Annotated in this window: 9 protein-coding genes; 8 read left to right on the top strand and 1 reads right to left on the bottom strand. The window is 34.4% G+C overall.

All coding sequences use genetic code 11. The annotated features are described in order from the left end of the window. The first annotated feature begins 20 nt into the window (after positions 1 to 20). The 6 genes from ppdK to T335_RS21500 all read left to right on the top strand — a co-directional run bounded on the left by ppdK (position 21) and on the right by T335_RS21500 (position 9803). Positions 21 to 2654, top strand: a complete 2634-nt coding sequence (gene ppdK / locus T335_RS0103580; RefSeq protein WP_156943620.1) for a pyruvate, phosphate dikinase — start codon at positions 21 to 23, stop codon at positions 2652 to 2654. 365 nt (positions 2655 to 3019) lie between these two features. Beyond that, a complete protein-coding gene (locus tag T335_RS0103585; RefSeq protein WP_026476316.1) occupies positions 3020 to 4522 on the top strand; it encodes a methyl-accepting chemotaxis protein in 1503 nt (500 codons plus the stop codon). 175 nt (positions 4523 to 4697) lie between these two features. Then, the gene (locus T335_RS0103595; protein ID WP_156943621.1) at positions 4698 to 5180 is read left to right on the top strand and encodes a hypothetical protein; all 483 of its coding nucleotides are present in this window, start codon (positions 4698 to 4700) and stop codon (positions 5178 to 5180) included. Positions 5181 to 5951: 771 nt separating this feature from the next. Then, positions 5952 to 7958, top strand: coding sequence for a methyl-accepting chemotaxis protein (locus T335_RS19785; protein ID WP_051569115.1), 2007 nt, complete (start codon positions 5952 to 5954; stop codon positions 7956 to 7958). Positions 7959 to 8088: 130 nt separating this feature from the next. After that, on the top strand, positions 8089 to 8973 hold the full coding sequence (locus T335_RS0103605) for an aminoglycoside phosphotransferase family protein (RefSeq protein WP_026476318.1): 885 nt from the start codon (positions 8089 to 8091) through the stop codon (positions 8971 to 8973). Between the two features lie 188 nt (positions 8974 to 9161). Next, positions 9162 to 9803, top strand: coding sequence for a DUF3221 domain-containing protein (locus tag T335_RS21500; protein ID WP_026476319.1), 642 nt, complete (start codon positions 9162 to 9164; stop codon positions 9801 to 9803). Positions 9804 to 9873: 70 nt separating this feature from the next. Here the strand turns inward: T335_RS21500 and T335_RS0103615 are convergent, their stop codons facing one another. Then, complete coding sequence (locus tag T335_RS0103615) at positions 9874 to 11664, bottom strand: sensor histidine kinase (protein WP_026476320.1); 1791 nt, start codon at positions 11662 to 11664, stop codon at positions 9874 to 9876. 192 nt (positions 11665 to 11856) lie between these two features. On the opposite strand from T335_RS0103615, the gene T335_RS0103620 reads away from it, so the two are divergent. Further along, positions 11857 to 12549, top strand: coding sequence for a response regulator transcription factor (locus tag T335_RS0103620; RefSeq protein ID WP_026476321.1), 693 nt, complete (start codon positions 11857 to 11859; stop codon positions 12547 to 12549). A 433-nt stretch (positions 12550 to 12982) separates the two neighbouring features. Continuing rightward, complete coding sequence (locus T335_RS0103625; RefSeq protein ID WP_026476322.1) at positions 12983 to 15046, top strand: FAD-dependent oxidoreductase; 2064 nt, start codon at positions 12983 to 12985, stop codon at positions 15044 to 15046. Positions 15047 to 15117 lie beyond the last annotated feature (71 nt).

A 15117-nucleotide genomic window follows, 5' to 3' on the forward strand; every position in this document is an offset into this window, starting at 1 on the left:
TTTAATGGAGGCGGTAGATAATGCAGAAGTTTGTATATGATTTCAAAGAGGGAAATATGTCTATGAAGCCATTATTAGGGGGGAAGGGGGCCAACTTAGCAGAGATGACAAAAATAGGTTTACCAGTACCTCCGGGTTTTACAGTTACAACAGAAGCTTGTAACGAATACTATAAAAACCATAAGACAATCTGGAAGGGCCTTGAAGACGGGATTTTTCTTCATCTTGATCAGTTAGAAAAACAGTCAGGAAAAAAGTTTGGTGACCTCACTAATCCATTATTAGTTTCAGTAAGATCAGGCTCAGTTTTTTCAATGCCAGGAATGATGGATACGATTCTTAATTTAGGACTTAATGATGAATCGGTTAAAGGGTTAGCTACAGCAACACAAAATCCCCGTTTTGCCTATGACAGCTATAGAAGGTTCATTCAAATGTTCGGTGATGTTGTACTGGGAGTCAAAAAATACAAATTTGATACTGCATTAGACAAAAGGAAACATGAAAAAAATATAGAACAAGACATCGACTTAACCGCAGAAGATCTGATCTACTTAGTAGAAGAATTTAAGAAAATTATTAAGAAGGAAACTGGAAAAACATTCCCACAAGATGTTAAAGAACAGTTATTAATGGCAATTGAAGCGGTATTTAAGTCTTGGAACAATCCTAGGGCTAATGTCTATAGAAAAATAAATGATATTTCTGACCATTTAGGTACAGCAGTAAATATCCAGTCGATGGTTTTTGGTAATATGGGAGAAACATCTGGAACTGGAGTTGCCTTTACAAGAAATCCTTCCAATGGAGATAATGAGTTGTTTGGGGAGTTTTTAATGAATGCCCAAGGAGAAGACGTTGTAGCAGGAATCAGAACTCCAAAGGAAATTTCTGAACTAAAAGAAAAAATGCCAGAAGTTTACCAACAATTTATTGATGTAACAAAACTATTAGAGAAGCATTATCAAGATATGCAAGATATTGAGTTTACCATTGAGAGGGGAGAATTATTCATTCTTCAAACAAGAAATGGTAAAAGAACGACACTTGCGGCTATTAACATAGCTGTAGAGATGGTTTCAGAAGGACTAATTACAGAAAAGGAAGCGATAATGAGGGTTCAACCTCAACAATTAGAACAATTATTACACCCTACCTTTGATGAAGAAGAATTACAGAAAGCTGAAATTCTTACAAGAGGTCTACCAGCTTCTTCTGGAGCAGCATCGGGTAAAATTTATTTTAATCCTGAGGATGCAGTAAAAGCCAATGCTTCTGGTGAAAAAGTTGTTTTAGTTAGACACGAAACATCACCTGAAGATATCGAGGGAATGGTAGCTTCAGTTGGTATTTTAACAGCTAGAGGGGGGATGACCTCCCATGCTGCAGTAGTCGCAAGAGGAATGGGTAAATGCTGTGTTGCAGGAGCCGGAGAGGTTAAAATTGATGAACCCAATAAGATCATTAAAATTAGAGAGTTAGTCTTTAAAGAGGGAGACTATATTTCTTTAAATGGTATTAATGGAGAGGTTTACGCTGGAGAGATTAAAACAAAGGACTCACAGCTAACAGGGAACTTTGAAAAGTTTATGAAGTGGGCTGATCAATATAGAAAATTAAAAGTTAGAACTAATGCTGATACCCCAAGGGATACAAAACAGGCTTTAGATTTTGGTGCAGAAGGGATTGGACTTTGCAGAACAGAGCACATGTTCTTTGAAGAGAGTCGTATTCCTGTTGTTCGCCAAATGATTTTGGCTAGAACAATAGAGCAAAGGAAAAAAGCACTAGACCAGTTGTTACCTATACAGCGTCAAGATTTCATTGGAATTTTTGATGTCATGGGAGAACTTCCTGCTACGATTCGATTATTAGACCCACCATTACACGAATTTTTGCCCCATGAAGAGAAGGATATTAGAGAATTGGCAACTTCAATGGAGATTCCCTACCATCAGCTAAAGGATGTGGTTAATGACCTAAAAGAGTTTAACCCAATGCTAGGACATAGGGGATGTCGTTTAGCAGTAACTTATCCTGAAATTTATCAAATGCAGGCAAGGGCAATTATTGAAGCAGCCATCTATGTAAAGGAACATAGAGGTATTAATATAGTGCCAGAGATTATGATTCCATTAATAGGAGAAATTAAAGAGCTTCAATATGTTAAGCAAGTTATTACAGAAACCATTGAAGAAGTATTACAGGAGAATGAAGCTGATATTAAATATCTATTAGGTACTATGATTGAGGTGCCAAGGGCTGCAATAACAGCAGATGAAATAGCCAAAGAAGCAGAGTTCTTCTCCTTTGGTACAAATGACCTTACACAAATGACCTACGGTTTTTCTAGAGATGATGCAGGTTCTTTTATAAAAGAATATCTAGAAAAGAATTTATTGGAGAAGGATCCTTTTGAAAGAATAGACAGGGATGGCGTTGGAAAACTGATGGAGATGGCAGTTGATTTAGGTAAAAGGGTTAGACCAGATATAAAACTTGGAATATGTGGAGAGCATGGTGGCGAGCCAAATTCTATTGAGTTTTGTCATATGCTTAATCTAGACTATGTTTCTTGCTCTCCTTTTAGAGTACCAATTGCGAGATTAGCCGCTGCCCATGCAGCAATTAAAAATGTAGACCAATTAAAATAAAGCTTGTAGCTACTTGTTTAAGCTTAGAAGCGTATATTAATAAAGTTTAAAGACTACTATAACATATAAACTTGGGTATTGCCACTTAATCGTTTTAAGAGGCAATACCTTATTTAATTTAGTTATTTAGTTTTATTAGATAATACCAAAGACAGTTAAAGTGCTATTGGAAATTAGTTAACAATTGATTAACACAGACTTTATTTCTATAGCCAAAGAAAAGTGTTAGGATATAAATATGATATAGAAAAATGCTATTGGATAATAGGTGAAAAAAGAGGGTTTTCTTATATTTTAATAGAATTATCCCATATAACTTTGCAGTTCTATATTCTTTATATTAATTACAATAGGGGTGACTTTAAATGAGTTATGAGGGTACTAACAACTATGATGTGATGAGGGTAAATAAATTTAATGTAATTTTAGTTTATTTATTTGCTTTTGCTTTAACTGCTCAAGCATTTGCAGTTGCTGGCATGGAATATGCTATTACTTTAGCTACTTTTACTTTTTTTGCGGCAATATTTAATAATATTATTTACATTTTAAATTTGAAAAGAATACTAAATATAACTATTGGTGGATTATTAATCTGCTTATCACCCGTCTTCGCAGGTTCATTTATGTTATACTCTCAACAGGGTAGTGTTTCTGCAAGAGTGTTTTTGATGTATTTTATATGTGGATGTATGGTGGCATTGTATTTTAAGAGTAAAATGGTTGCATATTATGCCCTGATATTTAATGGCTTCCTTATATCTTTCTATATTATAAAACCCGAATATCTTTTAGGTGGAGAAGCAAATATTCGTGAATTTATAGCTCGTGTTTTAGTAATCAACTGTGGTTTAGTAGTCCTTTATTTTCTAACAAAATGGGGCAATGATTATGTGGAGGCTTCAATAAAGAACGAAGCTAAGTCTAGGGAACTTTATGGAAAATTATGCTTGACTATGGAAAAAATAGAAAATGGTATTGTCGTTTTAAATGATAGTATTACTAAAAGCAACAGTAATTTACAAGATATAGGGGAGCTTAGTAAAGGGATTACCTTCTCCGTCCAAGAAATGGCCAAAGGTGTAGAATCAGAAGCCAATGAGATTTATGATATTTCCTTATCAATGTCTAATACCAACACAGGGGTTTGTGAAATTAAGCTTTTATCAAGTGAAGTAAAAACCATCTCCAGCAGCATTATTCATACAGTTAATTCCAGCTCTGACGATATCGAAAAGATGAATGAGCAAATGGAAACAATTAAAAGCTCCGTTAGTTCTTCTTTATCAACCGTTGCCCAATTACAGGATAATATGAATAATATTAATGATTTTTTATCTGGCATTACACAAATAGCAGAACAAACAAATTTACTGGCACTAAATGCTGCTATAGAAGCTGCAAGGGCAGGAGAAGCTGGAAAGGGCTTTGCTATAGTGGCGGATGAGGTGCGAAAATTGGCGGAACAGAGTGCTAAAACAGTAAATGATATAAATGAAATAATAACTGATACTAAAGATAAAACAAAGAAAGCCTTAGAGAAAGCTCAAGAAGGCAATAAAGCTGTAGAACAAGGAAATAATATAGTTAAGAAGGTTTATGAAAGCTTTGATGAAATAAAAACTGCTTCTAATATTATTGGTAGACATATAGAAAAAGAGGATTTCATGATAGATGATATCAGTGTTACCTTCTCAAACGTGCAAGGTAAGCTGGAGAGCATAGCTGCAATATCACAACAACATGCTGCAACTACAGAGGAAATATTAGCTTCAATAGAGGATGAAAATAATCGTCTAATTAATTTGCTTGATGAAAATTCTAAAATAAGGGAATTGAGTGATGATCTGCAAAATGTTGTTAAATAAAAAAATATATTTTATTGAAATTTACCAATAAATTGAATTTTTTACTTAATGTCACTCCTTTCTGGAAATCACTAGAAATAATAGCCAGAGGGGAGTTTTTTTATGGAAAATTTACTTATTACAAATAAAAGAAATTTACCTATAAAACTAAATATAGAAAAGGAGGCTAAAGTAATTGAAAACTATGCTAAGCATTATGAAAAAGAGAAAAAACGGTATTCCTGAAGATGTATTGTCTATATTTGAAAGCATTGTTCAAACATACGGCAGAAACGAGTGTGATAATAGGTTTATGGAAGCGATGGGTGAACTTCTCACCGAAGAGCAACGCTTTAAGCTTTGGGAACAAAACGGAGCTTGTCAGGGTACCGGGCACGATAAAGTCCGTAAAGCATTTTCCTTTGAACATGCAGATAAACCCCTTCCCCTAAGACTGGAACTGTATTTAAATACTTTTATTAAAGATTATACAGGAAAGACACGTAACATCCTTTTGAACGAAGAAAATAATACTATAGCGATAACATTTGCCTGTGACGAGTGTTACAGACATACCCTTAAAGGAAACTTACAGCGCCTTTTGAGTTCAATAGACATACCCCAGCTTGGAGTAAGCAAAGATAGCCCTTGCATTTATACTTTTGATATAGTGGAATAAAGTAATTAAAATCATTTGACATCCCATTAGTAGAACAAAGTATGAATGTTATACGATTAAACCCACAAGAATCTGGCCCATGAAAGAAATTATATTTCAAGGATTTAGCATAAAAATACAAGGGTATTATTTCTTAGTTTTTTAAGAAGTAATATCCTTTTTTCTTTAGATCTATTCAGAGATAAATTCTACTAAATAATATTTAAATCAAGAGAAACGTCACAAACAAAGTAGAGAGAAAAGGACAATGAAAGAACTTTTATTACACAAGATTTTTCTTTAAATAGTTTATTTTTCCATATCAATGATTTCATGGCTTTCTTTATAATCATTCTACCACCTCAATCAAATGATATCTTATTTCATTTAGTTCTTGTTACAGGAGAATATATCTAAAAAAAATGTCTAATATAAGAAGGGAATCTTGTGAAATTTGTCGAAATAAAGTATGAAAACCTTATTTCTGTATATTAGGTATTTCTTGAGATCATGAATATATAGTTGCAAGCTAAAAAACGAGGGGTGATAAATTAGAAATTGATTAAAAACAAATAAAAGGTAGAAGTAGTATTAAGGTTATTAAGAAAATTATGTAAAAAAGTATGTCTGTTTATCTTGTAAGCTGATACTTAACTAAATTGAAGTAGTAATTGAGAGAAAAGCTAATTTGTGTTTTCAGGTCTTCTTCAAATTGGTAACGGAAAATCAATAAGTGTTTGGTGATGATGAGAAAGCAGTAAATAAAAATACTATGAATGAGGTGATTGCCAAATGGGTATTCGTTTAAAATTATCAGTAATGGTTTCTTTATTAATCGTAATCTCTTTATCTGTATTATCATTTTCTGGATATAGCTTTTCTAAAAAATCGATGGTGGAATCTAACAATGTTTTGCTAGAGGCTGTGGTAGATTCAAGGGGGCAAGAAGTAGAATTGCTCCTACAGGATGCGATATCCAAGGTTGAGGGTTTTTCTCGTTTGAAAGGATTAATTAATGCTGATCCTGAAGATGCAGTTTCTGAATTGGCAAGGGTGTATCCTTTTTACAAGGATATATTTGCTAATATTTCCTTTGCCAATTATGAAGGTACAAGATGGAACTATAGGGGAGATGAGGGTTCGGTTGCCACTAGAGAGTACTTCCAGCAGGCAATGGATTCCAAAGCTCCTATCATTTCAGATGTGCTGGTGTCTAACACAACTGGGAAATTATCTGTGATTGTTGTATCACCAATAATAGATGAAATGAATAAAGCAATGGGTATAGGCTATGCAACCTTAGAATTAGACCGAATTCAGGAGATTGTTACAGGGTTACAATTTGGTGAAACGGGGTTTGGTTTTCTATTAAATCAAGAAGGTATGGTTTTAGCCCATGCTAAGGAAGAAGAACTTCAAGGGAAGTTGATTCTCGAATCCGATGATCTAAAAGGGCATCCAATAAAATATGTATGGGATAATATAGTAAGTATAGATAATGAAGCACATCTATTATTAGAACATGATCTGTACGAAAATAAGGTTTCTACAATAATAACTCCGATTAATATTATTGGAAATGAACCATGGTATCTAGGGATTTCTGTTGAAAATTCAGAACTGGAAGCAAATATTCTATCGCTAAAGTGGATATTTATAATTATTTCACTAATATGCATTCTATTAGCAATAATTGTTGCCATTATATTTAGTACAAAGCTAGTAGCCCCAATTGTTACTATTAATGAAGTGGCTAAAAAAATTGCTAAAAAAGATATTTCTAAGATAGATGATAAAACTACCATTAATAGTAAAGATGAATTAGGAGAATTGTATAATAACATTATGATCATGGCCAATACCCTTAGGGAATTCATCGTTCAAATAGCCGATACTTCTCAATTACTTTCTGCTTCGTCAGAAGAGTTGACAAGTAACAGTGAGCAATCGGCTACTGTGGCTGAGGAAATTGCAAAAACAGTTGAGTCCATTGCACAAGGAGCTACTGAACAGTCAAGAGACACAGGACAGGGAGCATTACATATTAATGAGTTGGGAGAGTTAGTCGAGGAACAACAAAAGTATGTAAAAAACCTAAGTAGCTCTTTAAATAAGGTAAATTGTTTAAAGGATGAAGGTTTTGAAATCTTAGAAGATCTTATAGAAAAGACAGAGAGCAATAATAAGGCTTCAAAAGAGGTGCAAGTCATTATTTTAAATACCAATGAAAGTGCAGAAAAAATCGAGAAGGCCAGTCAGATGATTAGAAGTATTGCAGAGCAAACCAATCTATTAGCCCTCAATGCAGCTATAGAAGCTGCTAGAGCAGGGGAATCGGGCAGAGGTTTTGCTGTTGTAGCAGACGAGATACGAAAGCTTGCAGAGCAATCGAATAAATTTACAGAAGACATTATGAGTATTATTCAAGATTTAATTGATAAAACTGGACATGCAGTCAATACGATACAAAATGTTGATAAGATTGTAATATCTCAAACAGAGAGTGTAGAAATGACCAACTCAAAATTTAAAGGAATTGCAGATGCTATTGAAAATATGAAAGAAGTGATCAAAGAGGTTAATCATTCTGGGAAAGAAATGGAAAGAAAGAAGGATGAAATAGTAAATATTATTACAAATCTATCGACAATATCAGAGGAAAATGCAGCTGGAACCGAAGAAGCTTCAGCTTCTGTACAAGAGCAATCTGCTTCTATGGTGGAAATTGCTAATGCAAGTGAATCCTTATCAAAGCTAGCAGAGGAAATGCAAGAAAGTATAGCTAAATTTAAATATTAAGTTCATCCTAATTCACTAAAATCCATCTATCTTTCTAATGCAGTAGATAGATGGATTTCTCGTATTCAGAAGAGGGAATTATTTAAATTGTCATCTTGGTTTATATATTTCAGAAAAAAGGGGGATGGTAATGAAAAGATGGCCAAAAAATCTTAAGAACTACCTACAGTCTACCTATGGAGAAGTAGCTATAATTGACAAGTTAGCGGGTATAAAAGATATTGGTGGATGCTATCGTTTAAAATTTAGTAACAACTCTATTATTTTAAAGGAAATGGCAGAACCACAGGAATACTTATTTTATACAGAGTCTACAAAATTCTTAAAAAATACAATTCCTCATATACCAAAGCTACTATGGCATTACGAAGAAGGGGAAACCTATTATATCTTAATAGAGGATATCCCAACACCTTTACCGCCTAAAAGTAGACAGGGAGATCCAGCTGTAGTGGAGGTTCTTTACAAACTTCATTCAGAAACATGGCGTAAAGAGGAGGTCTTTAAGGGGTGTTATCGCCCCAAGTGGGATATCTCATTTAATGAAGCACTATTAAGTCAATACAAGGAGAAAGACGCTGTGAAGCTGGAGCCAATATTGTTGGAGGCTCAAAGACAGTCACAGGAGCTTTTTCTACCTCATTGTTGGATTAATGGCGACACAAATCCTACCAATTGGGGTGTTAGAGAAGATGGAACAGTTGTATTGTTTGACTGGGAAAGAATTAGCTGTGCCTCTCCTGCCATTGACCTTGCTATAACAATACCTGGTTTAGGAACTCCAAATGATTCCCTTGAAACCTTAATAACGAAGAGATACCTCTCAAAGTGGAGAGATTCGTATATTGAGTTTCCCTTACAAGAGCTAAAGTTGCTTAAACAGATTAAGTTGGCTAAAATATGGAGTGCTGTGGAGTTTATGAAGGATCCTCCTAAAAGGGTGGACCCTAAGGATCTACAAGATATTTTAGCAAAGCTTTTTGACAAGCTTCAAAGATTAGAATTAGAAATGTAGAAAATACGAAGTAGTTTTGTTAAGGAATAGCAAGTATTCCATTAATTATTTTGAGGGAAAAGAGCTTTACGTAATGAGTTACAATAAAGTGCTAATACAAGTAATTTACAAGATAGGGAACTTATTCTATGATTTCATCGTCTAAAATTCATAACGAATTTAATTAATTTTATTTAGGAGGAATAGACATGAAATCAAAATTTGTAAGGTCCTTATCAATCTGTGGAATACTGGTTATAGCAGGCTTAAGTACCGTAGGAGCCAGTACCGTCTACAATAGCGTAAGTGCCATATTAAGGCCAGATATAATGGTGAAATACAACAATGAAGCAGTAGAATTAAAGGACGCTAACGGTGAGGTATTGACCCCCATCATGATAGATGGTAGTACCTACTTACCATTAAGAGCAATATCTAGTTTAGTTGGTTTGAATATAGATTGGGATGCAGAAGGGCAATTCATTCTGTTGGAGGATGGGGCAGCTGCAAATAAAGCAAATAACATAACTGAAAACTCAGAAGTTCCAGTGATCAATGCAAGGGTACAGACTCCTGAAATAGTTGGAAAAATAGTAGAGATAGAAGAGGGTGGAAAGCGTCTATTGGTGGATTCTAAAGATGCAGATGTCAGTGGTTTGATATGGGTAACTATTACAGAGGAAACTAATTTCTTTGAAAATATTCCAGAGAATGTTGCAATCGGCTTTAGAGATGTTAGCAGAGATTTTAAAGTAGGAAATCATGTAGAGATTATCATTGCTGGTGGAGTGTTAGAATCTTATCCAATGCAGGCCACCGCCAGTGCTGTTGGAGTAAATGAAAAACAATAAATCATTTTTAGGGCCTCCCTGTAACTGGGACGGCCCTTTATAATTTGACTTTTAAGCTGTAATTAACGGGTTAAGAGATTATGGGGAGGTGTACTGTAAAGGTTGTGCCAGACCCTAATTGACTTTCGACGCTAATACTTCCTAGGTGTTGCTGTATAATTTCTTGTGCAATGGAAAGGCCTAAGCCAGTAGATTGGTGCTTATCCGTATGACTTATCCGATAATACCTGTCAAATATTTTATCTATATCTTGTGGAGATATTCCAATACCCGTATCTGTAAAGGATATTATCGTTATATTTTTTTTCTTTTCTAAGGATATATAGATCCTGCCTTTTGGTTTTGTATAGTAAATTGCATTTAAAAGAAGGTTTTGAAAAGCCTGTTTAAGACGATATTCATCTCCCCAAGTTAGACATTCACACTTTAATTCTGCATCTATATAAATATTCTTACCTTCAGCCTCTATACTACAGGCACTGATAACATTTTTAATTAGGCTTGATACAGGAATCCGGTCCATTTCAAGAATTACTTGTTTATCCTCCAATTTTGCCATCAAAAATAAATCTTCAACTAGATGTTTTGTAAAATCTAACCTTTCCTTAATGATAGGTAATTCCGTATTGAGTAGTTGTGGTTGGCTAGTAATTTTTTCGGTGCAGCCTTGTATAACAAATAATGGTGTGCGTAAATCATGAAAGATATTCATCATAAGGCTATGTCGTCGTTTCATCTGCTCTTCCAATGCTAGTTTGCCGTCTAAAACCTTTTTATCAAGATTTTGGTTTATCTGTTCCAACTCTTTAGCAAGGATCTCAGCTTCAGTATATTTTTCAGCAAAAATGTGGTTAATTAATAGCATACAGCAAAAGGCAAATGGAACATTAAAAAACTTTGAAAACTGTAGGGCACGTAATGGATAACTTACACTTGATGATGAAAGGGAAGATAAGGGGATGGCCATACGTAGTCCTAGACTTAAAGCATGACCTGAAATTAATAACCACCCTCCTTTACGCTTATCAACACAGGCATATATGAGAACTCCAATGGAAAATAAGAACAAGCTATAAACATAAATTTCACTATGTAATTTTGGAAATATACTTTCTAAAATTGACCACAGGACTAAAATAGAAATTACCCCCCTTACACTTAGGAGCAGGTTTAAGCGACCAGGAAGCTTAATATCAAACATTTTAAAACATATAACAATATCAAGTATTACACACCAAGCAAAGGCATAGTAACGTAGAAAATTTATACCTGTACCTACAAATAGAGGTAGAACACTCCATAAAGTCAATGCACCAGTATAAATTGCAAACCATAATAGGTATTTTTCTGTTTTTTTTCGATGATAAAGAGAAAGACCATAGATAAACATTAAAAATGTTATTCCAAGACTAAAGGCAAATACAATATTAAAGGTTGTAAGTGCCATTTCAGCACTAGGTGTAGTTGTTACATATATGGGTGTTTTATGGGGATCTATATTGGTGTCAAAAACTATCCTAATCTTGTTATCTATAAATAGATGGGAACTAAGTAATAGTCTTGTAAAGAAAGAAGATTCCTTCAAGGCAGTACCGTTTATATAAACTTCTGATGGCAATTTTCCATAAATCAGTTCTAACTGCTGATACTTATTTTTTCGAATTAAGTCAAAGTAATAGGTATTAGTTGAAGAATCCCATTGATAATCTGTAAGTGAATAGATCATGTTTGCTTCATCATCAGAATATGTGTCCCCATTTTTCAAAATACCAAAGCTTTTATTTATTTTAAAGCCAATAAAAAAAGCAAAGCTAAATATAATTAAGAATACAAGTATTGCCTTAAAATAATTTCGCCTCATAAAAAAACCTCACTTACCTTAGATAAATTAGTTTATGTTAAAAATGCCACAATGAAAGTATATCAAATAATTGATAGAACATAAAGATTTAACTATAATGGAAGTAAAAGGAGGAGGGAATAATCAAATCCCTCGATTCCCTTGTCAAAATAGTAACAATTGAGGTAATATTGATTTAAGGGGTGAGACAAAATGATTAAAATTCTTTTAATCGAAGATGATCCATTAGTAGCAGAAATAATTCTATATTATCTAAAACAAGCTGAAACCTATGAAGTTGTTTGGGCCAAAACAGGAAGTGATGCCTACGCAAATGCAAGAGATAAATTTGATATTATACTTCTTGATATTTTGTTGCCTGATGTTAATGGCGTTGACCTTTGTTCAAGATTAACAGAGTGGCATGATTGTCCTATTATTTTTATATCCTGTCTTGACTGTAGTGATACAATTGTTAAAGCGCTTGAACAGGGAGGGGACGATTTTATAGTTAAGCCTTTTGATAATAAAATCCTTGAAGCTCGGATAAAAGCAAATCTAAGAAGGGCAAATAAATTACCTAATAATACTAAGAACGTTTTAGAATGTACAGGTTTTAAATTAGATGCAAACCGCCATGTTGTTATTAAAAAGGAAGGCGAATTAAAATTATCTTCTACAGAATTTAAGATCTTGTCATTTTTAATGATGAATCCAGGTAAATACTATACCCCAAAAGAAATTTATTATAAAGTATGGGGGTCGAAAAGCTACGGTGATACACGAACTGTAATTGTTCATATACATAATATTAGAAATAAAATAGAAGAAGATGTGAATAATCCAAGATTCTTAAAAATGGAGTGGGGACAAGGTTATTACTTTGACCCTAAAGGAAAAAGTTGATATAAACAATTGAGTTCCTTTTATGGAATAAAAATTTAAATGATAATTTAATGTCAATATTAAAATAAATTCCACATTATAAATTAAGAAGATATTAATAAAAACAAAATAAATATTAAGATTCCTTAATCCCTAAAAATGCATTTTCAGCATTATAAGGGATTTTTTTATAAATTTTAGGGTAAAATTGCTGTTTATTGTCGCTTAATGGATTTAATTACAAATATTGGATGGTAAAAAGGCATAGAATCTTAATAACTACTTAATCAATTTAAGGCATAAAGTATGTTAAAATTTAGTCGAAGTCAAAAAAGAAAGGAAACTGGTTTAAGTAGTTTTTTATTAGTGCTTTCGCTAATAAACTCTAAACCCAAATATTTAAAGCCCTATAAGTCTTTAAGTATTTATTAAATTTAAGATCGGAGGAGAAAAAATGAAGAAGTTTATTTCATTACTTATTTGTATTTGTATGATTACTTTGATGCTTGCTGGGTGTACTAATGATCAGCCAACTGCCCTTATCCATGGTAGTTATGAAGGAACCGCTGCAGGTATGCAAGGGCCAATGACTGTGAAGATAGCTGTAGAAGACAGTAAAATAACAGAGATTGAGTTTATAGAGAATTCTGAAACTGATTATGTTGTAAAAGTGGCGATTGAACGTATACCAGCTCAAATAATTGAGCACCAGAGTTTAGCTATAGAAACGGTAACAGGAGCAACTTTAACGAGCTTTGCAATAATTAATGCAGTTACCAATGCCGCTAAAAATGCTGGTTTAGATGTTGACGCTCTAAAACAAAATAAGATAGTTGTTACACCAAAAGAGCCACAAACATGGGATACAGATGTTCTTGTAATGGGTGGTGGTGGAGCTGGACTATCGGCTGCAATTAGTGCTGCTGAAGAAGGTGCTAGAGTAATCCTAATAGAGAAAGGTTCTGTATTAGGTGGAAATACCTTGTTGGCAGGTGCAGCCTACAATGCAGTTGACGTAGAGGCTCAAAATCAAATGATATTGACTAGAGGGCAAAAGGATACATTGGATGGTTATCTTGCCCTAGACCCCAATGATCCAAATCTGAAATTTGATGTTTTTCCAGAATGGGAGGAAGTATTAACAGAACTAAAGGCTGACATCAATGAATTTTATTCAAATAATATTGGCAAAAAGGCTGGAGAAGATTTGCCTGGCTTCGACTCTAGTGCATTACATATGTGGCACATGTACACAGGAGGATTAAGGGAGTTAATAAATGGTAATTGGATTGCTCCAGAAGTCCATCTTGCAAGACAGCTGGCTGTTCATTCACTAGATGCTTTTAAATGGATGGGAGAAATTGGACTTGAAGCATCCTACGGTGCCGATGCTAAATATGGGGATGCGCCTGGAACAGGTACGGTACTTGGTGCTATGTGGCCAAGAACCCACAACTTTATGTCAGGGGCTTTACGTATTCCTCATCTTGCAAAAGTTGCAGAGGAAAAGGGTGTTACTATCTATACAGAAACAAAAGGTACTGAACTTTTAGTAGATGCATCTGGTAAGATCGTTGGGGCAAAGGCTGAACAGATAGATGGTACACAAATTACAATTAACACAACTAATGGTGTTGTACTTGCAACAGGTGGATATTGTGCAGATCCAACTATGGTTAAGGAATATGACAGTTATTGGGGAGATGATCTTACAACTAGAACACTATCGACCAATATGGGTACTAATACAGGTGATGGCATTTTAATGGGACTTAAAATTGGTGCTGCTGTAAGTGGTATGGAAGTTGCACAAATGATGCCTTCCTCGTCTCCTGTTAAAGGTACAATGACAGATGGTATTTGGTCAGATGCGGCAGAGCAAATCTGGATTGATGGAGAAGGAAATCGTTTCGTAAACGAATATGCTGAACGTGATGTGCTTGCAAAAGCTTCTTTAGCTCTTGATAATGGTATTTTCTATATTATCTACGCTGGTAGGGGAGATATCGGAAAGCCAGATCAACAATTAAAAGGAAGCGACTATAATCCCCGTGTAGCAGCTATGGTTGAAGGCGGTCATGTATGGTATGGTAAGAATCTTGCCGAATTAGCGGAAGCTTCTAAAACCTCGGCAGCAGGTGTTGCTCCTGCCTTTACTGAAGAACAATTACGTAATACAATAGAAAAATATAATAGCTATGTGGCAAATCAAAAGGATGTTGACTTCCATAAAGAAGTCATTGCAGGAGCTATAGATCTTGAGTATATAGAATCTAATGATGATGTTGGAATTATAATAAGTCCAAGAAAAGCATCATTGCATCATACAATGGGTGGTGTAGTCATTGATGTTGAAAGTCGTGTTTTAGATGGAGGCGGAAATATTATTCCTGGTTTATGGGCAGCGGGAGAAGTTACAGGTGGCGTACATGGTGGTAATAGACTTGGTGGTAACGCCATTACTGACATATTTGTCTTTGGCCGCATTGCGGGAATAAATGCAGCTTCTAGAAATTAAGTTATTTTAGATAGAATAGACAGTAGAATAGTATAAATGCTGTAAATAACCGTCCCTTAGCTTAAGGGACG

This window comes from Alkaliphilus transvaalensis ATCC 700919 (assembly GCF_000621485.1).
In the GTDB taxonomy this organism is placed as follows: Bacteria; Bacillota; Clostridia; order Peptostreptococcales; family Natronincolaceae; genus Alkaliphilus; species Alkaliphilus transvaalensis.

What these genes read in the sequence shown, in the direction of transcription:
- T335_RS0103625 (WP_026476322.1), top strand. Translation starts at nt 12,983, where the DNA reads ATGAAGAAGTTTATTTCATTACTTATTTGTATTTGTATGATTACTTTG.
- T335_RS0103605 (WP_026476318.1), top strand. Translation starts at nt 8,089, where the DNA reads ATGAAAAGATGGCCAAAAAATCTTAAGAACTACCTACAGTCTACCTAT.
- T335_RS19785 (WP_051569115.1), top strand. Translation starts at nt 5,952, where the DNA reads ATGGGTATTCGTTTAAAATTATCAGTAATGGTTTCTTTATTAATCGTA.
- T335_RS0103615 (WP_026476320.1), bottom strand. Translation starts at nt 11,664, where the DNA reads ATGAGGCGAAATTATTTTAAGGCAATACTTGTATTCTTAATTATATTT.
- T335_RS0103585 (WP_026476316.1), top strand. Translation starts at nt 3,020, where the DNA reads ATGAGTTATGAGGGTACTAACAACTATGATGTGATGAGGGTAAATAAA.
- ppdK (WP_156943620.1), top strand. Translation starts at nt 21, where the DNA reads ATGCAGAAGTTTGTATATGATTTCAAAGAGGGAAATATGTCTATGAAG.
- T335_RS21500 (WP_026476319.1), top strand. Translation starts at nt 9,162, where the DNA reads ATGAAATCAAAATTTGTAAGGTCCTTATCAATCTGTGGAATACTGGTT.
- T335_RS0103620 (WP_026476321.1), top strand. Translation starts at nt 11,857, where the DNA reads ATGATTAAAATTCTTTTAATCGAAGATGATCCATTAGTAGCAGAAATA.